This window comes from Brevundimonas naejangsanensis (assembly GCF_003627995.1).
In the GTDB taxonomy this organism is placed as follows: domain Bacteria; phylum Pseudomonadota; class Alphaproteobacteria; order Caulobacterales; family Caulobacteraceae; genus Brevundimonas; species Brevundimonas naejangsanensis_B.
Genome location: NZ_CP032707.1, coordinates 1,480,402 through 1,502,956 on the forward strand (window position 1 = coordinate 1,480,402; position 22,555 = coordinate 1,502,956).

The 22,555-nt window shown below is 71.4% G+C and carries 22 protein-coding genes, 1 tRNA gene and 1 pseudogene; 6 read left to right on the forward strand and 18 right to left on the reverse strand.

Annotation, left to right across the window (positions count from 1 at the left end):
• Nucleotides 1–11: 11 nt before the first annotated feature.
• Together D8I30_RS06970 and D8I30_RS06975 are read right to left on the reverse strand one after the other, a co-directional pair.
• On the reverse strand, nt 12–842 hold the full coding sequence (locus tag D8I30_RS06970; protein ID WP_121482100.1) for a universal stress protein: 831 nt from the start codon (nt 840–842) through the stop codon (nt 12–14).
• A 95-nt stretch (nt 843–937) separates the two neighbouring features.
• On the reverse strand, nt 938–2,251 hold the full coding sequence (locus D8I30_RS06975; protein WP_121482101.1) for an erythromycin esterase family protein: 1,314 nt from the start codon (nt 2,249–2,251) through the stop codon (nt 938–940).
• 118 nt (nt 2,252–2,369) lie between these two features.
• Between D8I30_RS06975 and D8I30_RS06980 the strand changes: the two genes are divergently transcribed.
• Nucleotides 2,370–2,867, forward strand: a complete 498-nt coding sequence (locus D8I30_RS06980; protein WP_240387356.1) for a dienelactone hydrolase family protein — start codon at nt 2,370–2,372, stop codon at nt 2,865–2,867.
• 2 nt (nt 2,868–2,869) lie between these two features.
• Complete coding sequence (locus D8I30_RS14715) at nt 2,870–3,022, forward strand: hypothetical protein (protein ID WP_240387357.1); 153 nt, start codon at nt 2,870–2,872, stop codon at nt 3,020–3,022.
• On the opposite strand, the gene D8I30_RS06985 is transcribed toward D8I30_RS14715, so the two are convergent.
• The 9 genes from D8I30_RS06985 to cpdR all read right to left on the reverse strand — a co-directional run bounded on the left by D8I30_RS06985 (nt 3,007) and on the right by cpdR (nt 12,182).
• A complete protein-coding gene (locus tag D8I30_RS06985) occupies nt 3,007–3,696 on the reverse strand; it encodes a phosphoribosyltransferase (RefSeq protein ID WP_121482102.1) in 690 nt (229 codons plus the stop codon). The two genes, D8I30_RS14715 and D8I30_RS06985, sit on opposite strands and share 16 nt — an antisense overlap.
• 125 nt (nt 3,697–3,821) lie before the next feature.
• A complete protein-coding gene (locus D8I30_RS06990) occupies nt 3,822–4,718 on the reverse strand; it encodes a UPF0104 family protein (protein ID WP_121482103.1) in 897 nt (298 codons plus the stop codon).
• Nucleotides 4,719–4,852: 134 nt separating this feature from the next.
• Nucleotides 4,853–7,471 (reverse strand): magnesium-translocating P-type ATPase, encoded by a 2,619-nt coding sequence (gene mgtA, locus D8I30_RS06995; RefSeq protein WP_121482104.1) that lies wholly within the window; start codon nt 7,469–7,471, stop codon nt 4,853–4,855.
• A gap of 227 nt (nt 7,472–7,698) precedes the next feature.
• Complete coding sequence (locus D8I30_RS07000; protein WP_121482105.1) at nt 7,699–9,246, reverse strand: S10 family peptidase; 1,548 nt, start codon at nt 9,244–9,246, stop codon at nt 7,699–7,701.
• Nucleotides 9,247–9,488: 242 nt separating this feature from the next.
• Nucleotides 9,489–9,983, reverse strand: coding sequence for an isoprenylcysteine carboxyl methyltransferase family protein (locus tag D8I30_RS07005; protein ID WP_121482106.1), 495 nt, complete (start codon nt 9,981–9,983; stop codon nt 9,489–9,491).
• Nucleotides 9,980–11,026: a type III polyketide synthase gene (locus tag D8I30_RS07010; RefSeq protein ID WP_121482107.1), complete on the reverse strand. Its 1,047-nt coding sequence runs from the start codon at nt 11,024–11,026 to the stop codon at nt 9,980–9,982. Before D8I30_RS07010 ends, D8I30_RS07005 begins: the two co-directional genes overlap by 4 nt.
• Nucleotides 11,027–11,035: 9 nt before the next feature.
• Nucleotides 11,036–11,449 carry a cupredoxin domain-containing protein gene (locus D8I30_RS07015; RefSeq protein WP_121482108.1) on the reverse strand — a complete coding sequence of 138 codons (414 nt, stop codon included), beginning with the start codon at nt 11,447–11,449 and terminating at the stop codon, nt 11,036–11,038.
• A gap of 184 nt (nt 11,450–11,633) precedes the next feature.
• A tRNA-Val gene (locus D8I30_RS07020) sits at nt 11,634–11,708 on the reverse strand.
• A gap of 117 nt (nt 11,709–11,825) precedes the next feature.
• Nucleotides 11,826–12,182, reverse strand: coding sequence for a cell cycle two-component system response regulator CpdR (gene cpdR / locus D8I30_RS07025; protein WP_121482109.1), 357 nt, complete (start codon nt 12,180–12,182; stop codon nt 11,826–11,828).
• Between the two features lie 128 nt (nt 12,183–12,310).
• On the opposite strand from cpdR, the gene D8I30_RS07030 reads away from it, so the two are divergent.
• On the forward strand, nt 12,311–13,132 hold the full coding sequence (locus tag D8I30_RS07030; protein ID WP_121482110.1) for an N-formylglutamate amidohydrolase: 822 nt from the start codon (nt 12,311–12,313) through the stop codon (nt 13,130–13,132).
• A gap of 233 nt (nt 13,133–13,365) precedes the next feature.
• On the opposite strand, the gene D8I30_RS07035 is transcribed toward D8I30_RS07030, so the two are convergent.
• On the reverse strand, nt 13,366–14,052 hold the full coding sequence (locus tag D8I30_RS07035; protein WP_121482111.1) for a DUF599 domain-containing protein: 687 nt from the start codon (nt 14,050–14,052) through the stop codon (nt 13,366–13,368).
• Nucleotides 14,053–14,178: 126 nt separating this feature from the next.
• Here D8I30_RS07035 and ppa point away from each other — a divergent pair, with 126 nt between their 5' ends.
• Nucleotides 14,179–14,736: an inorganic diphosphatase gene (gene ppa / locus D8I30_RS07040; RefSeq protein WP_121482112.1), complete on the forward strand. Its 558-nt coding sequence runs from the start codon at nt 14,179–14,181 to the stop codon at nt 14,734–14,736.
• 294 nt (nt 14,737–15,030) lie between these two features.
• On the opposite strand, the gene D8I30_RS07045 is transcribed toward ppa, so the two are convergent.
• Both D8I30_RS07045 and D8I30_RS07050 read right to left on the reverse strand, forming a co-directional pair.
• On the reverse strand, nt 15,031–15,705 hold the full coding sequence (locus tag D8I30_RS07045) for a bifunctional 4-hydroxy-2-oxoglutarate aldolase/2-dehydro-3-deoxy-phosphogluconate aldolase (protein ID WP_121482113.1): 675 nt from the start codon (nt 15,703–15,705) through the stop codon (nt 15,031–15,033).
• 88 nt (nt 15,706–15,793) lie between these two features.
• Entirely contained in the window at nt 15,794–16,636 is an 843-nt protein-coding gene (locus D8I30_RS07050) for an alpha/beta hydrolase (protein WP_121482114.1), read from the reverse strand.
• 49 nt (nt 16,637–16,685) lie between these two features.
• Here D8I30_RS07050 and D8I30_RS07055 point away from each other — a divergent pair, with 49 nt between their 5' ends.
• Together D8I30_RS07055 and hmgA are read left to right on the forward strand one after the other, a co-directional pair.
• Complete coding sequence (locus tag D8I30_RS07055) at nt 16,686–16,940, forward strand: Lrp/AsnC ligand binding domain-containing protein (protein ID WP_121482115.1); 255 nt, start codon at nt 16,686–16,688, stop codon at nt 16,938–16,940.
• A gap of 128 nt (nt 16,941–17,068) precedes the next feature.
• The gene (hmgA, locus tag D8I30_RS07060) at nt 17,069–18,364 is read left to right on the forward strand and encodes a homogentisate 1,2-dioxygenase (protein WP_121482116.1); all 1,296 of its coding nucleotides are present in this window, start codon (nt 17,069–17,071) and stop codon (nt 18,362–18,364) included.
• Between the two features lie 84 nt (nt 18,365–18,448).
• Here hmgA and D8I30_RS14390 read toward each other — a convergent pair whose 3' ends face one another.
• The 4 genes and pseudogenes from D8I30_RS14390 to pgl all read right to left on the reverse strand — a co-directional run bounded on the left by D8I30_RS14390 (nt 18,449) and on the right by pgl (nt 22,451).
• The gene (locus D8I30_RS14390) at nt 18,449–18,763 is read right to left on the reverse strand and encodes a hypothetical protein (RefSeq protein WP_162938828.1); all 315 of its coding nucleotides are present in this window, start codon (nt 18,761–18,763) and stop codon (nt 18,449–18,451) included.
• A 76-nt stretch (nt 18,764–18,839) separates the two neighbouring features.
• Nucleotides 18,840–19,820, reverse strand: coding sequence for a glucokinase (gene glk, locus D8I30_RS07070; RefSeq protein ID WP_121482117.1), 981 nt, complete (start codon nt 19,818–19,820; stop codon nt 18,840–18,842).
• Between the two features lie 29 nt (nt 19,821–19,849).
• A pseudogene (gene edd, locus D8I30_RS07075) lies at nt 19,850–21,753 on the reverse strand (phosphogluconate dehydratase).
• Nucleotides 21,753–22,451 (reverse strand): 6-phosphogluconolactonase, encoded by a 699-nt coding sequence (gene pgl, locus D8I30_RS07080; protein WP_121482118.1) that lies wholly within the window; start codon nt 22,449–22,451, stop codon nt 21,753–21,755. The pseudogene edd and the gene pgl overlap by 1 nt, the downstream one beginning before the upstream one ends.
• Between the last annotated feature and the right edge of the window lie 104 nt (nt 22,452–22,555).

Here is a 22,555-nt window from a genome sequence, read left to right on the forward strand (position 1 = left end):
CCGCCGGGCCTTCAGCGGGCCATCAGCAGGCAGATCGGGCTGTCGGCCAGGAACGAGCGGGTGACGCCGCCCAGCACCCACTCGGTCAGCCTCAGGTGGCCGTAGGCGCCGGAGACGATCAGTCCGGCGCCGAGCGCCTTCGCCCGGTCCAGCAGGCGCGCGCCGGTCGGCGTGTCGTTGCGCGCCAGGGTCTCGGACGAGGCGGCCACGCCGTGACGGCCCAGCCAGGCCTGGACGTCGGCGAGGCTCGCGGCCGCCGCTTCGACGTCCTCGTCGCGACAGACCGTGAGCAGGTGGGTCCGTTCCGCCGTCTTCAGCAGGGGCAGGGCGGCCGCCGCGGCCAGGCGGCACTCGCGGCTGTCCTTCCAGGCCAGGACGGCCGGACGGCCGAAGGGCGGGGCCGTCGGCCGGCTGGGGACCAGGAGGACAGCGCGGCCAGCGCCGACGATCACGTCGACGGGGTCGGGCGCGCGCAGCGGCGCGCCGGCGTTGCGAGCCGCGATGATGACGAGGTCGGCCGTGCGGGCCGCCGCGTTCACCACGGCGGCGGGATAGCCGATCATCCCGGTCCAGCGCGTCTCCACCCCTCGGGCGGCGGCGACCTCGTCGAAACGGGCGCGGCTTTCGCGGACGTCGCTTTCGGCCATGTCGCGATAGAGCGCCATCAGTTCGCCCGTCATGGCCCCGACCGCGAAGGCGTCGTCGGGCACGGGCTCCAGCAGGCTCGCCCCGGCCCCGATCAGAAGCGCGTCAAAGGCCTCGGCGAGGTCGCAGGCGAGATTGAGGCGGGCGTCCCGTCCCGGATCGCCGCTCGCGCTTACCAGCATGGTCTTGATGGTCATCGTCGATCTCCGGCCGGGAAAGCGACTTGGCACGGCGAAGCCGGTCGGCGCCTTGACCGCCGTCAAATCGGGAGCGCGGGGCCGCGCCTCGCGCGTCACAGGCCGAAGGGATAGATGTCGGGCGCGCCTTCGGGCGGCGCCCCGGCCAGGGGCGTCACCGCCGCCGTCTCCTCGAACCAGACATAGGCGTCGAACTGGGCTGACAGGCGGGCGTCGAAATAATGGCTGCGGCGTTCCGTTTCCGGCCGGTAGATGACGCCGATGGCCCGTTCGAGCCGGGTCTCGCCCAGGGCCTGGGCCAGGGCTGCGTCGGCGCGCCAGTCGGTCAGGGAGCGGGAAGGACCCGCCTGACGGAAGATACGCTCCCAGCTGTCGTCGCGGGCCGGCAGCACCTGTTTGAACCGCACCGGGCCGCCCCAGTCGTCAGCGGCCGCCACCTGGCCGCGATCGGCGCCGAAGCCGATGGAGACGCAGTCCCGGTCGAAGGCCTCGCGGCACAGCTGGCCGAGGTTGAACTCGCCCGCCGCGCCCATCTCCGTGGCCGAGGCGTCGCCCAGATGGGAGTTGTGGGCCCAGACGACCGCCTTCGCCCGCGGCCCGCGCCCGGCCAGCAGATGGCCGAGGGTGTCGAACATATGGCTGTCGCGCAGGTTCCAGCTCTCGACCGAGCCCCGATACATGGCGCGGTAATAGGCCTCGGCTGACCGCACCACGCGGGCGTTCTGGGCCGCGTCCAGATAGTCCTCGCCGTCCTGTCGGCTGTAGTCGAGCCGGTTGCGGAGCAGGCTGACCAACTGGGCCACGACCGCCTCCTTGCAGTCGACCGCCCCCATGCGCGCCGCCGCGCCGTAACGCTGGGGCTGGTCCAGATAGGGCGTCAGGCAGCCGTAGCGTCGCCGCGCCTCGCCCGCCGCCTGGGGGTCGACGCGGTCCAGGTAGTCGAGCACCTCGCGCCGCGACTGCGACAGGCTGTAAACGTCCAGTCCGCGCAGTTCGACGCGGTCGGCCATGGGCCGCTCCAGGTTCCAGGCGCGCAGCGAATGCACGAAGGCGACGAACTCGGCGTTGCGCCACATCCAGCGCGGAAAATTGGGAAAGCTGTCCTTCTGGCCCCAGACGCCGCGATTGCGGATGAAGCGGTCCAGTTCGGCCACGTCGGGCCAGTCGCCCTCGACCGCCACGATGCGGAAGCCGTGCCGGTCGATCAGCCGCCGCGTGATCGCCGCCCGCGCCTCGTAGAACTCGCGCGTCCCATGGGTCGCCTCGCCCAGCAGCACCAGGCGCGCCTCGCCGAAGGCGTCGAAGGCGGCGGCGAAGGCCGCGTCGTCGAGCGGCGGCAGGGGCCGGGCGCGCCCGCGCACGAACGCGGCGAGATCCTCGGCCGGAAGGAGAGGGGGCTGCGTCGCCATGCCTTCCTGTGCGCCGCTTTCGGCCGGGTCGCCTTGACGCCCGTCAAGGCGCAGGGCGCGCGCGGGGTTAGGAGTGTTCAGCCTCGCCGGTCGTCCGGCGACGCATCTGGAGGGCGCCATGTCCGCTCACGAAGCCTGGTCCGACGAGGCCGTCCTGATCCCGCCGCTGCCGCTGGCGGGCGATCTTCTCGCGCCGGCCCGGCCGCGCGGCCTGGTGCTGTTCGCCCACGGCAGCGGCTCCAGCCGTTTCAGCCCGCGGAACCGGGAAGCGGCGGACGCCCTGGTGGAGGCGGGCATGGCCGCCTTGCTGTTCGACCTGCTGACCGAGGCCGAGGCGAAGGACCGCGCCAAGGTCTTCGACATCGACCTGCTGGCCGCGCGGCTGGTGCAGGGCATCGACTGGGCGCGGATGCGGCCCGATCTCGCGGCGCTGCCCCTGGGCCTGTTCGGGGCCAGCACGGGCGCCGCCGCCGCGCTCCGGGCGGCGGCCGAACGCCCCGGCCAGGTCGCGGCGGTGGTGTCGCGCGGGGGCGGCCGGACCTGGCGGGCGAGGCCCTGGCGCGCGTCACGGCGCCGACCCTGCTGGTCGTCGGCGGGAACGATGAGCCGGTCCTGACCTTGAACCGCGAGGCGGGGCGGCGCATCGCCGGTCCGGTTCAGGTCGAGGTCATCCCCGGCGCGACCCATCTGTTCGAGGAGCCGGGCGCGCTCCAGGCGGCGATCCGCCAGGCCGCAGCCTGGTTCAGCCGTCACCTTCAGGGGCCGTCCTGACCGGCCTTTCGTCCGGTTCCGAAGGCGGCGGCGTCGGCCAGCAGGTCCAGGACCTCCTGATCCTCCAGCTGGTGGAAGTCGACGTAGGCCTCGCCGACGCTGCGGAAGGGCGAAGGCTCCGCCAGGCAGACGAAGGCGTCGACCTCGCGCCGCATCGCCGCCGCCGCCTCGGGCGGGGCGACGGGAACGGCCAGGATCACCTTCGCCGCCCCCTGCCGGCGCAGGCCCTCGATCGCCGCGCGGGCCGTGGCGCCCGTCGCCAGTCCGTCGTCGATGACGATCGCCGAGCGGCCGCGCGGGCTGGAGCGCGGACGGGCGCCGAAATAGAGCTGGCGGCGGCGCTCGATCTCCGCCAGTTCGCGGGCCCGTTCGGCGTCGATGTAGGCGTCGCTGGCGCCCGTCAGGCGGCGCACGGACTCGTTGACCACCATGTGGGGCTCGTCGCCGTCGACAACCGCCGCCAGCGCCAGTTCAGGCTGGCCGGGGGCGCCGATCTTGCGCACCAGCGCCAGATCGAGCGGCGCGTCCAGGCGGCGCGCGACCTCGAACGCCACGGGCGCGCCGCCTCTGGGCAGGGCGTAGATCACCGGATCGTCAGGCCCCAGGGCGGCGAGGGCGTCCGCCAGGCGGCGTCCCGCCTCGGCCCGGTCCTGGAACAGGGGCTGGCGAGTCATGGCGCGCGACGAGGGGCGAGAGCGGGACCCATGGCGGGCCTTTCTGTCCGGTTTGAAGCATCGTCGCACGGCGGAGCGGCCGGGGGTTTGACCGTCGTCAAGCGAGGAGACGCCTCCGGGGGCCGTCATGGCGGCCCGGACGACCGCAAGCGCGCGGCTTTCAGCGAGAGGAAGGCGACGATCACCAGGGCAGCCGGACCCAGGCTGTAGATCAGCCGGTAGGCCACCAGGGCGGCGGCGGTCTCGTGGGTCTGGGCCACCAGGGGCGTGAGACTGATCACGACGGCTTCAAACACCCCTATGCCCCCGGGCACGCCGGAGGCCGCGCTGACCAGGGACCCGAGGACGAAGACCACGAGGAAGATCGCCAGGCCCGTGAGCGTGGGCTGCGGCAGAAGGACGAAGAGGGCGCCGCCCGACGCCGCCCAGTCGCCCAGGCCGGCGGCCATGGCGATGCCGCGGCTTCTTCGGCTCGGAGGCGTCGGCGAGCCGCCGCCCAGCCAGACCGGCCCCCTGGGCCGGAAGGCCGCCAGCCACAGGGCGGCCGGCGCCGTCAGCAGCAGGGCGACGGCTTCGACGGCCAGGACGGGGCGGCCGAGCGCGTGGGCGAACACCAGCGGCGCAACGGCGAGGGTCAGCCCCGCCGCCACGACGCCGCTCAGGGTCACGGCCAGGCTGGCGACGAGGGTGAGCCGCGCGACCTGTCCGCGTGACAGACCCGCGGGGCCGTAGCCGCGCAGCCGCACCGCGCCCTGGGAGGCGAGGCTAAAGCCCAGGCTGTTGGAGGCCGCGAAGGCCGCGACGGCGACCAGGGCGGATCGTCGGGCCGGCACGGCGAAGCCGCAGGCTCTGGCGACGATGACCTCCGTCACGGCCAGGCAGCCGTAGCTGACCGCCGTCAGCGCCAAGGCCGTCGCCAGGGCCCAGCCGGGGATGCCCGCCAGCGCCGAGGCGATCAGTTCCGGGGAAGTGTTGCGGACCTCACGCCACAGAATCCAGGCGGCGCCGCTCAGCACCGCCAAGGCGAAGCTCGTCCTGACGATGCGGGACGCCCGCTTCCGAACGGGAACGGCGGCGGACGCGGGGGACGAGACGGCTCCGGGGGGGCGCATACGCCCCAGACAGCACGTTCGGGCCGCGGCGGAATTGACGATGATCAAGATCGCCGGCCCGCTCCAATCGAACCCTCGCCTGTCGCGATCGAGGGCGAGGAGCCGCACGGCTGCGGCGCGGCGATGCGTTTGAGCCCTTCCGCGCAGGTCAGATAGATCACGACGACGACGCCCAGGGCGAGGACGATCGGCAGCGGCGGCGGCTCGAATCCGAACCATCGGCCGACAGGGCTGAAGGGCAGGGCCATCGCCGCCCCCAGGGCGCACAGCGACGAGACGGTCAGCAGGGGGCGCGGACGATCACGCCAAGGACGGTTCCGAGTCCGGATGATGAAGATGACGAGAATCTGCGTCGCCATGGACTCCAGGAACCAGGCGGTCTGGAACTGCGGCGGCGTGGCCTGGAACACGGCGATCAGCAGGCCGAAGGTCACCAGGTCGAACAGGGACGACAGCGGCCCCATGACGGCGGCGAAACGGACCAGGGCGCGCAGGTTCCAGACCTGGGGTCGGGCGACGGCTTCCGGCCGCACCGTGTCGAACGGAATGCCGACCTCGGACACGTCATAGAGCAGGTTGTTGAGCAGGATCTGCGTCGGCAGCATCGGCAGGAAGGGCAGGAACAACGACGCCGAGGCCATCGACAGCATGTTGCCGAAGTTGGAGCTGGCCCCCATGCGCACGTATTTCAGGATGTTCGCGAACGTGCGGCGCCCCTCCTCGACGCCGGCCGACACCACCTCCAGGTCGGACGCCAGCAGGATCATGTCCGCCGCCGCCTGGGCCACGCCGCTGGCGCCGGCGACCGACAAGCCGACGTCGGCGGCCTTCAGGGCGGGCGCGTCGTTGATCCCGTCGCCGAGGTAGCCGACCACCCCGCCGCTCGCCCGCAGGGCCTTCACCAGACGGGACTTCTGATCGGGCGCCAGGCGGCCATAGGCGTCGACCTCCCGAACCTGGACCGCGAGCGCCTCGTCGCTGAGGCGGGCGACGTCCGCCCCGGACAGGACGACGTCGATCTTGAGCCCCACCAGGCCGGCCAGGCGCCGCACCACGACCGGATCGTCGCCGGAGAGGATTTTCAGCCGGACGCCGGCGGCCGCCAGCTGGCCGATCGCGGCCGCCGCCGTGTCCTTGGGCGGGTCGGCGAAGGCGCACAGCCCTTCGAACACCAGGGCGGACTCGTCGGCCGCGGCCAGCGTCCGCTGATCTTGCGGCAGGCGTTTGCTGGCGACGGCCACGGCCCGCAGCCCCTGTTCGGCCAGGGCGTGAACCTGGGCCAGGACGGCGGCGCGTTCCCTGGGCCCCATGGCCGTCGAGTCGGCGTCGCTTCGCGTCGCCGTGCAAAGGGGCAGCACCGCCTCGGGCGCGCCCTTGGCGATGAGCAGGGGCCCCTCGGGCCCCGCCGCCAGGATCGAGCCGAGGCGGCGGTTGAAGTCGAAGGCGTGCCGGGCCGTCAGGGTCCAGCCTTCGGCGGCCTCGGGCGAGGGGGCGGCCAGGGCGGCGTCCAGGGCACCCCGGTCTCCGCCGAGGAGGGCCGCGACGGCGCCCAGTCGGGCAGGGCGCGGGGCCGCCTCGCCCGAGGGCGACAGGCTGCGGGCCAGGGTGATCTCGGCCGAGGTCAGGGTGCCGGTCTTGTCGGTGCACAGCACGGTCATGGCGCCGAGGTCGTGGATGGAGGCCAGGCGCTTGACGATCACCTTGCGCTTGGCCATCCGCACGGCGCCCCGGGACAGGGTCACGGTGGTGATCATCGGCAGCAGCTCCGGCGTCAGGCCGACGGCCAGGGCGACCGCGAACAGCAGCGACTGCAGGACCGGCCGGCCGAACAGCACGTGCGCCGCCAGGACGATGAGCACGAGGGCGATCGTCAGCCGCGCTGTCAGCAGGCCGAACCCCCGCAGATCCCGCTCGAACGGCGACGTCTCGGCGGGTTGAGCCAGGGCCGAGGCCGCTGCGCCGAAGACGGTGGCCGCGCCGGTGGCGACCACCAGGGCCACGGCTTCGCCGGTCTGGGCGACCGCCCCGCGAAACAGGGCGTTTGCGGCGTCGCCGGCGTTCGGGCTGGCGACCACGCCGGGGCGTTTCTCCACCGGATAGGGCTCGCCCGTGAGCGCCGCCTCATTGGCCGTGAAGGCCGCGCTTTCCAGCACCAGGGCGTCGGCGGGGATGATGTCGCCCGCGCGCACCCGCACGATGTCGCCCGGCGCCACCGCCTCGACGGGGACGTCGACGAACGCGCCGTCTCGCTTGACCTCGGCGCGCAGGGCCACCGAACGGCGGAGCGCCTCGGCGGCGCGGCTGGCGTGGCCTTCCTGCAAGGTGTCGAGGCCGATAGACAGGGCCAGGATGGCGACGATGATGGCGCCGCCGACGGCGTCTCCGGTCCCTGCCGACACCAGGCCGGCCACCAGGAGGATCAGGGACAGCGGTTCGAGCAGCCGGCGGCCGACGGCGCGGACGGGGCCGGTGCGGCGCGGCGCGGCGTCGGCGTTCGGGCCGAACGCCTCGAGGCGTCTTGCGGCCTCGACGGCGCTCAGCCCCTCGGGGCTGCTGCCGAGGTCGGCGTAGAGCGCGCCCGGGGTCTGGGTCCAGAACGGGGGGCGGGACGCCGTGGGCGACCGGGAGGGGAGAGCGGCGCCAGGGGGAGCGCGCGGGTTCATGGGGCGGCGAAGGCCTGTCGCCGGCCATGGGGGGGATGGGCGTCGCGCCGGCTGTCCATGGGGAATCGCGCCTCAACCCCTGCGGTGGGGCCTGGCGTCGATCTGACGACCGGCCGTGCCGCGCGCATTGACGACGGTCAAGGCGCGGCGGATCGAGGCGCCCCCTGACCAAGGAGGCGATCGACCGGGTCGATTGCCTCGTCAGCCGTCAATCATCAGGCCGGGCCTTACCGGGCGCGGATGAAGGTCCGCAGGTCGTTGGACAGCTTCTTCAGGTCGTCGTCGCGCACGTACATCATGTGGCCGGCGTGATAGTAGTGCCACTGGATGCGGCCGTCGGTCGGGAAGCCCGGCCGGTTCAGCGAATATTCGGCGCCGAAGAAGGGCGTGGCGAAGTCGTAGTAGCCCTGGCCCACCCAGACGCGCAGGCCGCTGTTCTCACGCAGGGCCCGGCCGATGTAGGGCGCCACGTTCAGGTAGGACGAGCCGCCGCGCGGGCCGCCGGCGATGTTCCAGTCCCAGTCGCGGGTGCCGCCGATCGAGGAATAGACCACGTCGGGCGAATACTTCAGCCCCTCGCGCGACCAGGCGTTCATGGCGGCGGTGTAGGCGCCGTCGATGCCGTAGAAGCTGGGGTCGTTGTCCGGGCGGTCGCCGGCGTTGTCGTAGTCGACGCCGGTGTAGCGGGTGTCCAGGCGGCCGATGGTCAGGCCGCGGTCGCGCAGCAGCTCCTTGTAGAAGCGGCTGGGCGACAGGCGCAGATTGGCGTTGCTCAGATAGGCCTGGGACACGCCGGTGTAGCGCGACAGCTGGGGCAGGATGGCCGCCCGCTCTTCGACCGTCAGGTCGTTGCCCTTCAGCAGCGCCGAGGCGTAGGGGCCGATGGCGAAGGCGCGCGCTTCGGCGACGAATTCCTCGACCGTGGCGGGCTTGTTGGCGACCTTGTCGTGATACCAGGCGGTGGCCGCCATGGACGGCAGGTTGGTGACGAAGCCCAGCTCATTGCCTGGGGCGTCGGCGGCCTGGCTGAAGTCGAGGATCGAGGAGATCAGCAGGATGCCGTTGATCGAGACGTCGGTGTAGCTGCCTTCCAGCTCGTTGATCACCGCCGCCGAACGGGTGGTGCCGTAGCTCTCGCCGCCGATGTATTTGGGCGCGTTCCAGCGGCCGTGCTCGTTCAGCCACAGGCGGATGAAGTCGGCCATGGACTTGGCGTCCTTGGTCACGCCCCAGTAGTCGGCCGGGTTGGTCTTGCCCAGGGCGCGGCTGAAGCCGGTGCCCACCGGATCGATGAAGACGAGGTCGGTGACGTCCAGCAGGGACTCGGGGTTGTCGATGATGGGGAAGGGCGGGGCGCCGTCGTCCTTGGCGTCCGAGGGCACGACCACGCGCTTGGGCCCGAAGGCGCCCATGTGCAGCCACAGGGAGCCCGAGCCGGGGCCGCCGTTCCACAGGAAGGTCACCGGCCGGTTCGGATCGACCGGGCCTTCCTTGATGTAGCTGTAGGAGACGATGGCCGCGAGCGGCTTGCCGTCCTTGTCCTTCAGATAGGTCTCGCCGGCGATGGCGCGGTAGGCGATGCGCTGGCCGCCGAAGACGCCGGTGTGGCGGGTCACGGAGACGACCGGGGGCGGGATGGCGGCGTCGGCGCGTTCCGGCGACGCGGCGGCCGGCCGAGGGGCCTCCTGGCCACGTTCTTGAGCCCCGTTCTGGGCCAGGGCCGGTCCGGCCAGGGCGAGCGCCGACACGGCGGCGGCGGCGAGCAGTCTCTTCATCGATAGTCCCCCAAGGATCACGGCTCCCCCTCGAGAGCCGGGCGCGCGAACAGCGACGCCCAGCTGGAATGAGGCGGCAAGCGTCGCCGAATGTAAACCATCGGTTCGCGGCGGGCGGCCGGAATGCCTGGCCGGGCCGACGGGCGGTTTGCCGAAGAATATGCGGACCGGGGCGGCGGCGCGCCCGTCAGGGCCGGAGCGTTTCGGCGTTGATGCGAGCTCCGCCCGCCCTCTCGACGCCCTCAGCGCGCGGCGGTCCTCAGCGCGCGGGTCTCGCTGCTGATCCGCACGACCATCATGGTGGCGTTCAGGACGCTGAACGCCAGGGCGAAGCCGATCAGGCCGAACGCGGTCGGCAGGACGAAGATCTCGGCCGCCACCACGACATAGTTGGGGTGCGACAGGAAGCGATAGGGGCCGCGGCGGGTCAGGGGTTCGCCGGGCAGGGTGATGATCCGCGTCGTCCAGCGCTCGCCCAGGGCAGCGATGACCCAGACCCGCAGGGCTTGCAGCCCGAGGAAGACGGCCAGCAGCCACGGATTCACGGCCCGGTCCCAGGCCAGCAGCCACAGCCCCGCCAGCCAGGCCGCATGCAGGGCCACGATGAAGGGATAGTGGCCGGCCCCGGTCTCGACCGCTCCGCGCGCCAGCAGCCGGCGGGTGTTGCGCCGGGCCAGGACCAGTTCGCCGAGGCGCTGGGCCGTGACCAGGGCGAGCAGGGCGACGGACAGGATCACGACGCGTCCAGCGTCACCGTGCTGGCGGTGAATCCCGGTCCCAGTGCGGTCAGGACGGAGGTCGGCGGCAAGCCCGCGCGCCGCGCCCGCTCCAGCACGAAGAGCACCGTCGGCGCCGACATGTTGCCGTGCTCGGCCAGGACCGCGCGCTCGTGGTCCAGGGTTCCGGTCTCCAGCGACAGCGCCCCTTCCAGGGCGTCGATCACCTTCACGCCGCCGGGATGGCAGAGAAAGCGGTCGACGTCGTCGAGGCCCATCTCCTGGGTCGCCAGCATCGCCTCCATGGCGGGGCGAAGCTGCTTTCTGGCGAAGGGGGGAATGGCCCGGTCGAAGATGACGCCGAAGCCGGTTTCGCCGACCCGCCAGCCCATGATGTTCAAGGTGTCGGGCCAGGTGTGCTCCGCCGTCCCCGCGATGCGGGCGAAGCCCTCGCCCGTGCGCAGGACGCAGGCCGCCGCGCCGTCGCCGAACAGGGCGGTCGCCACGATGTCGGCCTTGCTGAGTGCATCCATGCGGAACGACAGGGTGCAGAGCTCCACGACCACCAGCAGGACCACGGCGCCCGGCGTGGCGCGCGCCAGCTTGCCGGCCAGGGCCAGGCCCGTCGTCCCGCCCGCGCAGCCCAGGCCGAACACCGGCACGCGCGCCGCGTCGGGCCGGAACCCCATCCGCTCCATGGCGCGGGCCTCCAGGCTGGGGGTGGCGATGCCGGTCGAGGACACGGTGACGACGGCGTCGACCTCGGCCGCCGTCAGGCCCGCCTCGTCCAGCGCGGCCTGGGCCGCCTGGGCGAACAGGTCGACCGCGACGGCCAGATAGGCCTCCGTCCGTTCGGGCCAGTTGCGCGGCTGCATGAACCAGTCGATCGGCACGGCCGACTGGCGGGTCAGGATGCCCGCCGTGCTGAACACCGGCGCCATCCGGTCGAAGCCGGGGAAGCGGTCCTGAAGCAGGTCGCGCGCGGCGGCGGCCACTTCGTCCTGGCGCAGGATGTTGGGCGGCGAGGCCGTGGACAATGCCAGCAGGGCGACGGGCGGCGGCATGGGGCGGCCCTAGTCGACGATCACCGTGCCCTTCATGCCGAAGGCCGAGTGCATGAAGTGGGTGCAGCGGAAGGCGTAGGAGCCTGCGGTGTTCGGCGTCAGGCGCAGTTCGACCCCGCCTTCCCGGACCTCGACCTTGCCGTTGCGGATCAGGGCGGCGGTCGTCGGGTCCAGCGTCGAGGCCGCGAACAGCTCGGGCGCCGAGAAGCTGTGCGAGCCGCCGGCGTCGACCAGCCGCAGCACGACGGGAACGCCGCGTCGAAGGTGCACGGTGGAGGGCGTAAAGTCGAAGTTCTTCAACTGCATCTCGACCACCATCGGCCCCGCCTCCTGGGCCGATGCCTGGGCTGAGGACGGGGTCGAGGACGCGGGCAGGGCGACGATCAGGGCGGCTGCGGCGATCATGAGGCCAGTGCGAAGCATGGGCGTCGATCCTTCCCGAAACCTCTCCAACGCCCGCGATCGAACGCGGGTTCAATTTCTGCCGGCATGAGGTTTTGGGCGAGCTGTCGCTGCTATCGAACCGGCCTCAAGTCCGAGCGCGGTCCTTCCTCGGCCAGGCGATCTCCCGAATGAGGAGCGGTTCCGAAATGCCTAAGGAAAAGAATGGTGGACGCGACAGGGATTGAACCTGTGACCCCTACGATGTCAACGTAGTGCTCTCCCGCTGAGCTACGCGTCCGCCTGTTTTGCGGCCCGTCCGACTGGTGTGTCGGTGGGCGGGAAGGCGGCGTCTATAACCCGCAGTTCGCGGGGGCCGCAAGGGGCTTGGGCCCCCTTTTTTCGTCTTTTCTTTCGCTTAGGCCGCGATCATGCGTTCGACCTCGTTCACCAGGTCGCGCAGGTGGACGGGCTTGGACAGGACCTTGGCCTGGGGCGAGGCCTGGGCGGCGGTCAGGGCGACGGCGGCGAAGCCGGTGATGAACATGATGCGCAGGCCCGGCTGGCGGCCCGCGGCGACGCGCGCCACCTCGATGCCGTCGGCGCCGGGCATGACGATGTCGGTCAGCAGCAGGTCGTAGGGGCCCTGGTCCAGGGCGTCGATGGCGTCGTCGCCGTTCTCGCAGTCGATTACCTCGTGGCCGGCGCGCTGCAGCGCCCGCGTGAGGAAGCCCCGAAGCGACGCGTCGTCTTCGGCCAAAAGAATCCGTGCCATGAGTGAATCGGCGCCCCTTAGAATCCGGCCGGGACCCTAGCCTCGCGCGGGTAAACCGGCGATGAAAATGTCACTCCGGGGCTTTGCTTAGGCCGGGCGCCGCGCGCCGAAGCAGGCTAAGGCGAAGCATGGTCGACACCGCGCCCTTCGAGATTCTTCCGGCCCAGGGCGGGCGGACGACGCCGCTGGTCTTCGCCTCGCCGCATTCGGGCGAGGTCTATCCCGCCGACATGGAGGCCGCCGTGTGCGAGCGGTCGCTGCGCAGCGCCGAGGACGCCGCCGTGGATCGACTGATCGACGCCGGGCCGAGCGAGGGCGCGGTCCTGATCGCGGCGCGCATCGGCCGGGCCTATGTCGACCTGAACCGCGCCCCGGACGATTGGGATCCGGTCCTGATCGCCGACGCCCCCGAGGGCGCGGCCTCGCCCAAGGCCCAGGCCGGCTACGGCGTGGTTCCGCGTCTGGCGGGCGACGGCCGTCCTCTCTATGCGCGGCGGCTGACCCTGGCGCAGGCGCAGGCGCGCGTTGCCCAGGTTCACGCCCCCTATCATGCGGCCCTGGCTGGGCTGATGACGACGACGCGCGCGCGGTCGGGCCGGGCGGTGCTGATCGACTGGCATTCCATGCCCGCGCGGGCGACGAATGGGGCGGTCGACGTGGTGCTGGGCGATCGGCACGGGACCAGCTGCGACCCGGCCCTGACGCGGCGGCTGCGGCGGCTGTTCGAGGCGCAGGGCCTGGTCGTCGGCCTGAACCACCCCTACGCCGGGGGCTACGCCACCCAGGTCTGGGGGCGGCCCGGCGAGGGCTTCGAGGCGGTGCAGGTGGAGTTGAGCCGGGCGCTGTACTGGGACGAGGCGGCGGCCGCGCCTTCGGCGGGGTGGAAGCGCTGCCGCACGGCGGTGCGGCGCGTCATCGCCGCCCTGTGCGCCGATCCCGCCCTGGGCTGAGCGCGCCCGGCGGGCAAAAAAGAGCCGCGCCAAACGGCGCGGCTTTGGAAAGTCTATAGGGAGGAAACGCCCAGGAAGGGCAAGACGCTCGAAAGCGTCGAAAGCAACCTAGTTTGCAGCGCACAAATGTTCAAGCGCCGATTCCGCCTGCCTCCATCACAGGCTGTTACGAAACATAGCGCTATCCGTTACCTGGCGGGTCGAGCGAATGCTGCACTTGCGAAGGGCGCGGTTCAGGGCCGATCCAGCATGCGCCGCGCCGTTCGGATCGCCCGCGCCGCGGGAGAGGCCGCCTGGCGCCAGGCCAGGAGGGCGAAGGCCGACACCACGCCCAGCAGCAGCCACAGCGGGCCGAACAGCCAGGCCGCCGCCGCCAGGGCGAAATAATAGCCCCTCACCCCCTGGTTGAAGCCGCTCAGCGCCGGGTTCAGCACGCGGCCCACGGCCCGGCCATAGGCGCGGCGGTCGGCCTCCTCATGGATCTCGGGCGCGGCGCCGATCAGAGCCAGGGTGTAGTTCATCTGGCGCAAGGCCCAGATGAAATCGAGGAAGCCGCGCGTCAGGCAGATCAGGACCAGGGCCAGCTTGCCCTCCAGCAGGCGGGGGGAGACCGGCTCGGCCCCCACGGCGGCGAAGCCGCTCAGCGCCGATTCCCCGCCGAACAGCACCCCCGCCACGGCGGCGATCAGCAGCAGGTTGGTCGAGGCGAAGAAGGAGGCGGAGTTGATCGAATGGCCCATCAGCTGGCTGTCGACCAGTCGCGTCTCGCGCTGGGTCATGGCCGTCATCCAACCCTCGCGCACCACCAGCATGTCGGTGTTGAGCGAGCCGCTGCGCCGGGCGATCAGCCGCATCAAGGGGCCGTAGCCCAGCCAGGCGGCGATGAAGACGAACAGGGCGATCCAGTCCAGGGTGCTCATGGCCGATTGATGCCCCGGGCGCGCCGGACGAGGCAAGCGTGATCGCCGCGACGCTTGCCGTAAAGGCGCGCAAAGCTTATCACCGCGCCCAATTCTCCCCGTTCGCACCTGCAACAAGAGCGTAACATGAACATCGACGCCATTCCGGTCGGCCCCAACGCGCCGTGGGACATCAACGTCGTCATCGAAATCCCGCAGGGCGGCCTGCCGGTGAAGTATGAGATGGACAAGGAATCGGGCGCCCTGTTCGTCGACCGCTTCCTGCACACCGCCATGTACTATCCGGGCAACTACGGCTTCGTGCCGCACACCCTGTCGGACGACGGCGACCCCTGCGACGTGATCGTGCTGAACCCGACGCCGGTGGTGCCGGGCTGCGTCATCCGCTCGCGCCCGATCGGCGTGCTGAAGATGGTCGACGAAGCCGGCGGCGACGAAAAGATCCTGGCCGTGCCGGTCGACAAGCTGAACCCCTACTACACCGAGGTCTCCAGCTACCGTCAGCTGCCCGCCATCCTGATCGAGCAGATCGAGCACTTCTTCACCCGCTACAAGGACCTGGAGAAGGGCAAGTCGGTCAAGGTCAACGGCTGGGGCGACGCGGGCGAGGCCGCTGAACTGATCGCCGCCGGCATGAAGGCCCACCAGGCCAAGCTGGCCGCCAAGGGCGAAGCCGCCGCCTGATCGGCGAAGGCGTTTGAATAGAAGAGGCCCCGCCGGTCGAACCGGCGGGGCCTTTTTTCTTTGTGCGCTATCGCTCGCCGCACGGCGGCTCGCTGCTTGAGCGCGATTTGAGCGCGCCTTCTCCCTCCCCGTCCCGGGGAGGGTGGCTGAGCCTGAAAGGCGACCCGAAGGGCGGCGCGTAGCAGCCAAGCCGGGTGGGGGCGGCGGGGCTATTCAGGCGCTGCGCCCTAATCACCGGGCCCTCCCCACCCGGTCGCTTCGCGACCACCCTCCCCGGGACGGGGAGGGAGAGGGTCAGCGCTTGTTGCGGAACGCCGCGATGGCCTCGACGGTCTGGCGCACCTTGGCCTCGATGCCGGCCCAGTCCCTGGCCTGGATCGCCGCGTCGGTGATCAGCTTCGACCCCATGCCCGCCGCCACGATGCCCGAGCCGAACCATTTGGCGATAGACGCCTCGTCCGGGTCGACCCCGCCGGTCGGCATGATCTTGGTCCAGGGCATCGGCCCCAGCACCGCCTTGACGAAGTCCGGCCCGCCGACCGAGGCGCCCGGGAACAGCTTGACGATCTCGCAGCCCAGGGCCTGCGCCTCCGAGATGTCGCGCACCGAGCCGCAGCCCGGCGAATAGGCCACCATGCGACGGTTGCAGACCTGGGCCACCTCGGGAACCAGGCAGGGGCTGATGACGAAGCGCGCGCCCGAGGCCAGGTAGAGGGCCGCCGTCGGCGCATCCAGGATCGAGCCGACGCCCATGATGATGTCGGGATCGGTCTGGGCGAACTGCTTCGACAGGGCGGTGAAGGTCTCCCAGGCGAAGTCGCCGCGGTTGGTGAACTCGATCGCCCTGGCGCCGCCGCGCGCGCAGGCCCGGATCACCTCGGCGCAGACCTCGACGTCGGGGTGGTAGAAGACCGGCACCACGCCCTGGGCTTCAAGGGCGGTGAGCACGCTGAGGCGGTCGTGACGCATGGGGTCTCCTTGGCAAATCTGACGGCCGCAGATCGGCGGTCGGCGCCCTCGGCGTCAAGAGCGGCCGGATCAATCCTGGTAAGCGGCGCTATTCGGCGGTGGCCAGTTCGACCAGCCGCCGGACCATGGCGCTGTCGGGATCGGCCAGCGGGTCCAGCACGGTGAAGTGGTCGGCCCCCTCGACGATCTCGACGCGGGTGTCGGCGCCCTTGCCGCCCCAGGCGGCCGCCATCTCGCGGCTCTGGCGCACGAACTCGTTGCTCTCGGCCCCGCCGACCCAGCAGTCCAGCGCCGTCCCGCCCGGCGTCGCGCCGTTGGGCACGGGCCAGTGGATCGGCGACAGGGCGCGCGCGGTGGGGGCGTCCAGGCCCAGGGCCTGGTTCAGTGAGGTGTGGATCAAGGGCTCCAGGTCGAACACGCCCGAGATGGCCAGCGCCGCCCGCGCCCGGCCTTCCGACAGCATGCCCGCCGCCATGTGGCCGCCGACCGAGTGGCCGAACGCCAGGGGCCGCTTGCCGCTGCGGGCGCGCACGGCCTCGGTCGCCTCGCGCATCTGGCCGATGATGCGGCCGACCGAGACGGCGGGGGCTAGGTCGTAGCCCGGCACGACGACGCTGATCCCGTGCTGCAGCAGGGCCGGCGCGACCCAGGCGAACCAGCCCCGGTCCAGCGCCTGCCAGTAGCCGCCGTGCATGAAGATCGCGACCGGCGCCCCGGCGCCCGCGTCGAACCACTCCATCTTCTGGCGCTCGGACGGGCCGTATTCGATCGTCTCGGGGCGGCGGGCGTCGATGACCCGCAGCGACTCCTTGCGCCAGCGATCCAGGATGGCGGGATGGCCCGGCACGCGGGCCCGGTTGTTGTAGGCCGCCTCATACGCGGCGGCCCGTTCCATCGTCAGCGTCGCCTCGGGCGACAAAGCCTTACCCATGTCGTCTCCATCCGCTAGAGACCTCCTCTCAACGGGAGGCTTGAAGCCCATGATGACCGCCATTTTCGTCTTCATCAAATGCGAGTTGGGCTACGCCAACGATGTGGCGGCCGATCTGGTCGACAACGTTGAAAACGTGTCGGAAGTCTATTCGACCTCGGGCCAGCACGACCTGCTGGCCAAGTTCCAGCTGCCCAAGGACGCCGACATCGGCACCTTCGTGACCAAGCAGGTGCAGACGCGCCCGCACATCCGCGACACCTTCACCGTCATAACCTTCTCGCCCTTCCTGCCGAAGAAGTAGGCGCGCGGATCTCTCCCCCTGCGGAAGAAGGATGATGCAGGGTCTGGTTTGATCCAGGGCAAAGTCGTGCTGCCCGGGGTGACGGTGCGACGGGGATCGCCTACACCGTTCGCCAAGGGAGAAACGACATGACGCGATCCAACGCGCCCGCCTATCAGAGCGGCTTCGCCAATCATTTCGCCACCGAGGCCGTCGAGGGCGCCCTGCCGGTCGGCCGCAACTCGCCGCAGCGCCCGGCGCTGGGCCTCTACGCCGAACAGCTGTCGGGCGCGGCCTTCACCGCCCCGCGCGACCACAATCTGCGCAGCTGGCTCTACCGCCTGCGGCCCTCGGCCCAGCACGGGCCGTATCAGCCGTTCGACCAGGGCCGCGTGCGGTCCGGCCCCTTCACCGAGACCCCGCCCAATCCCAACCGGATGCGCTGGGATCCGCTGCCCATGCCGGACCAGCCGACCGACTGGGTCGAAGGGCTGACCACCTATGGCGGCAACGGCGACGCCGATTCCGGCGCGGGCGTGGGCATCCACCTCTATGTCGCCAACCGCTCGATGGTCGACCGGGTCTTCTACTCCGCCGACGGCGAGCTGCTGATCGTGCCGCAGCAGGGGGTGCAGCGCTTCGTCACCGAGATGGGCGTGATCGAGGCCGGGCCCGGCCATGTCGTCGTCATCCCGCGCGGCGTCCGCTTCCGCGTCGAGGTGGACGGCGAGGTGCGCGGCTATGTCTGCGAGAACTACGGCGCCCCCTTCCGCCTGCCGGACCTGGGGCCGATCGGCTCCAACGGCCTGGCCAATCCGCGCGACTTCGAGACCCCGGTCGCCTGGTTCGAGGACGTCGACCGCCCGACCCAGTGCGTGCAGAAATACGGCGGCCAGCTGTGGGCGACCACCTTCGACCACAGCCCGCTGGACGTGGTCGGCTGGCACGGCAACTACGCCCCCTATCGCTATGACACGGCGCGGTTCAACACGATCGGCACGGTCAGCTACGACCACCCCGATCCGTCGATCTTCACCGTCCTGACCTCGCCCAGCGACACGCCCGGCACGGCCAACTGCGACTTCGTCATCTTCCCGCCGCGCTGGATGGTGGCCGAGGACACCTTCCGCCCGCCGTGGTTCCACCGCAACGTCATGAGCGAGTTCATGGGGCTGATCTTCGGCGAGTACGACGCCAAGGCCGGCGGCTTCGCCCCCGGCGGCGCGTCCCTGCACAACCGCATGAGCGGCCACGGCCCGGACCAGGCCAGCTGGAACGGCGCGACGAAGGCCGACCTCAAGCCGATGAAGATCGAGAACACCCTGGCCTTCATGTTCGAGACGCGGATGCCGATCCGCACCACGGCCTGGGCCGAGACGACGCCGCTGATGCAGCTCGACTACGACGACTGCTGGACCGGCTTCGAGAAGGGCAGGGTCGGCTGAAGCCCGCCTGACCGCCGGACATGAAAAGGCCCCCGGCGCGGTCGCGGCGGGGGCCTCTTTTCTTTCAGAAGGGCGACCCTGGTCTCAGTTGGGCTTGGGCGCTTCCTTGGCGGCGTCCTTCATGGCGTCGGCTTTTTCCCCGGCGGCCTTCTGGGCGCTTTCGGCCTGCATCTTCATGGCCTCGGCCTGGCGGTCGGCTTCGGCCTTGACGGCGTCGGCCTGGGCCTCTCCCTGGGCGACGGTGCTCTCGGCCTGGGCGTTCAACTGATCGGCGGCGGCCTTGCCTTCCGCCTCGACCGCGTTCGCCTTGCTTTCAGCCGCCTTTTCGGTCGGATTCTGGCAGGCGGCGAGGCCGACGACGGCGAACAGGACGGCGGCGCTGGCGGCGAACTTCTTCATGAGGGCATCTCCAAAGCGGTTAGACTTGGATAACGCCGTGCTTCACGAACGGTTCACGCCGCCGTGATCACATTTTTCACCCCGCCTCGGCGAAGGCCACCCGCGCGGCGCCCAGCAGGGCGGCGTGCTTGTGCAGGATCACCTTGGTCGGGATGGCCGCCATATAGTCCTGGAACCGGCCCTTGCGCTCGAAGCGCTGGCGGAAGGGGCTGGCCTGGATGAAGGGCAGGATGCGCGGCACGATGCCGCCGGCGATATAGACCCCGCCGCGCGCCCCGGTGGTCAGGGCGATGTCCCCCGCCACGGCCCCCAGGATGGCGCAGAAGCGCGCCAGGGTGGCGCCGCACGGGCTGTCATGGTTCTCCAGCGCCTGACGGGTGATCTCGGCGGGGTCGTCGATATGGCTCTCCCGGCCGTCGATCTCGGCCAGGGCGCGGTGCATGTTCAGCAGGCCTGGCCCGCAGATCAGCCGCTCGATCGAGACCCGGTCGTAGCGGCGGCGCAGGATACGCAGGATCTCGTCCTCGACCGTGTCGCCGGGCGGGAAGCAGGCGTGGCCGCCTTCGCTGGGCAGGGCCATCTCGCGCCCGTGGGCGTCGCGCACCAGGGCCGAGACGCCGAAGCCCGTGCCCGGTCCCAGGACGGCGATGGTCGCGTGCGGATCGCCCTGGGCCGGGCCGCCCAGGGCGGCCAGTTCGCTGTCCGGCACGATGGGCGCGCCCCAGGCCTGGGCCTCGAAGTCGTTGATCAGCTTGACCGGGTTCAGCCCCAGGGTCTGAAGCTCGGCCTCGGACACCCGCCAGGGCGAGTTGGTCAGGTCGATGGCGCCGTCCGTGACCGGCCCGGCCACGGCGATGACCCCGCCCGTCGGCTTGACCTCGCAGCCCTCGATGAAGGCCTTCACCCCTTCGAGGAAGGTCGGATAGGTCTCGGCCGGAAAGCTGTCGGGGCGGTCCAGCACCGGATGGCCTTCGACCATGCGGGCCAGGGCGAAGCGGGCGTTGGTGCCGCCCACGTCCCCGACGAGCAGCGGGCCGATGGAGGAGGAGTCGTTCATGGGTCGGGTCCTGCGATCGGGTCGGCGGGTCAGGCGTCGACCGCCCGGTCGACGAAGTTGGGGTCGGGCGGGGTGTCGGCATGGGCCTCGCCGCCGCCGAGGTAGGCCAGGCAGACGCTGGCGCCTTCCTCGGCCGTCGACACCACATGGCGGAAGGCGCCGAACAGCTCGCGCCCATAGCCCCAGGACGAGCCCTCGGCATGGGCGCGCGATCGCGTCGCCGCCGGGCGCACGACTAGGTCGCCGATCCCCACCGTGGTCAGCACCCCGGCCTCGGGGTCCAGGCGGATGACGTCGCCGTCGCGGACGTGGGCCAGGGGGCCGCCGGCCAGGGCCTCGGGCGACACATGGATGGCCGCGGGCGTCTTGCCGCTGGCGCCCGACATGCGGCCGTCGGTGACGAAGGCGACCTTGAAGCCCTTGTCCTGCAGCACCGACAGGGCGGGCGACAGGCTGTGCAGTTCGGGCATGCCGTTGGCCTTGGGGCCCTGGAAGCGCAGCACCACCACCACGTCGCGGTCCAGCTTGCCGTCCTTGAAGGCCTGCAGGGCGTCTTCCTGGGTCTCGAACACGGCGGCGGGGGCCTCGACGATGCGGTTCTCGGGCTTGACCGCGGAGATTTTGATCACCGCCCGGCCCAGGTCGCCCTGCACCAGACGCAGGCCGCCCTCGCGGTCGAACGGGTCCGACGCCGGGCGCAGGATGGCCGGGTCGAGGCTCTCCTTGACCGTGTCGCGCCAGACCAGTTCGCCGTCGACCAGGCAGGGCTCCTGGAAATAGGGCTCCAGGCCCCCCCTTTTCCAGGAGGGCCCATGATGGTCGTCACGTCGGGATGCAGGTTGCCCGCCTCGACCAGCTCGCGGGTGACAAAGGCGACCCCGCCGGCCGCCTGAAAGGCGTTCACATCGGCCGACCCGTTCGGATAAACCCGCGCCAGCAGCGGCGTCACCGACGACAGCTGGTCCATGTCGGTCCAGTCGATCAGCACCCCCGCCGCCCGCGCCATGGCCACCAGGTGGATGGCGTGGTTGGTCGAGCCGCCGGTGGCCAGCAGGGCGACGATCATGTTGACGATGGTCTTTTCCGACACGACGTCGGCCATGCGCCCCTGGCCCGCGCGCGCCAGTTCGACCGCCCGCTGGGCCGCCGCCGCCGTCAGGGCGTCGCGCAGGCCGGTGTCGGGGTGGACGAAGGCGGTCGAGGGCAGGTGCAGCCCGGCGATCTCCATCATCATCTGGTTGGAGTTGGCCGTGCCGTAGAAGGTGCAGGTGCCGGGCGAGTGGTAGGAGCCGATCTCGCTGGCCAGCAGGGTCTTCCGGTCGACCAGGCCTTGCGCGTATTCGGCGCGGACGCGGGCCTTCTCGGCGTTGGGAATGCCCGACGGCATCGGCCCGGCGGGGGCGAAGACGACCGGCAGGTGGCCGAACGCCAAGGCGCCCATGAACAGGCCCGGCACGATCTTGTCGCACACGCCCAGCATCATGGCTGCGTCGAAGGCGTCGTGGGTCAGGGCCACGCCGGTCGACATGGCGATGACGTCGCGGCTGAACAGGCTCAGCTCCATGCCGGGGCGGCCTTGGGTGACGCCGTCGCACATGGCCGGGGTCCCGCCCGCGACCTGGGCCGTGGCGCCGATCTCGCGCACCGCCTTGCGGATGATCTCGGGGAAGCGTTCGAACGGCTGATGCGCCGACAGCATGTCGTTGTAGGCGGTGACGACGCCGAGGTTGGGCTGGGCGCCGGTCATGGCCGTCAGCTTGTCGGCCACGGTCTGGCTGGCGAAGGCGTGGGCCCAGTTGGCGCAGGACAGCTTGGCCCGGCCCGGCCCCGACGTGGAGGCGGCGTCCATGCGGCGCAGATAGTCGGCGCGGGCCTTGCGGCTGCGTTCGACGATGCGGGCGGTGACCTCGGCCACCACGGGGTTCAGAGCCATCACGCGGCCTCCGTCCAGAGGACTTCCAGGGGAACCTTGGCCGCGATCAGGGCGGCGATGGGATGGACGGCGGGATCGCCCGCCGCCTCGCGCTCGAACACGGCGCGCTTGGCCGCGCCGGTCAGGGCCAGCACCACCCGTCCGGCCGAGGCCAGATAGGGCAGGTTGATCGACAAACGCTCCTGTGGCGGGGCCGCCCCGTCGCGGCCCGGCGGCACGCCCAGCACGGTCGGGGCGAGGTCCGGCGTCAGCAGGGTCTTCAGCGTCGGGCTGTCGGGGAAGATGGAGCAGATGTGGCCGTCCTCGCCCATGCCCAGCAGCACGGCGTCCAGCCGCCCGCCCTCGGCCGAGAGCGCCTTTGCGGCCACGGCGGCGGCCCGGTCCACGGTCACGGCGGGGCTGTAGAGCGGCAGGAAGCGCGCGGCCGAAGCCGGGCCGGTCAGCAGGACGCGCTTCATCAGGGCCGCGTTGGAGTCGGGCGAGGTCTCCGGCACATGGCGCTCGTCCACCAGGGTGGCTACGACCCTGGACCAGTCCAGGTCAGCCTGCGCCAACCGGGCGTAGATGGGCGAGGGGGTCGACCCGCCCGCGCCCGCGAACACGGCCCGGCCGCGCTCGGCGATCGCGGCCGCCAGCGTCTCGGCCAGCCGTGCGGCGGCGGCCTCGGCCCAGGCGTCGCGGTCAGGATAGGTCTGCATTGCGGTCACTGTTCGCCTCCCACGCCGTCATCCTCGGGCTTGACCCGAGGATCGAGGGCTGCGGTGATCGCCGGCCAGCCGCTCATGCGCGGACGGCTCGATCC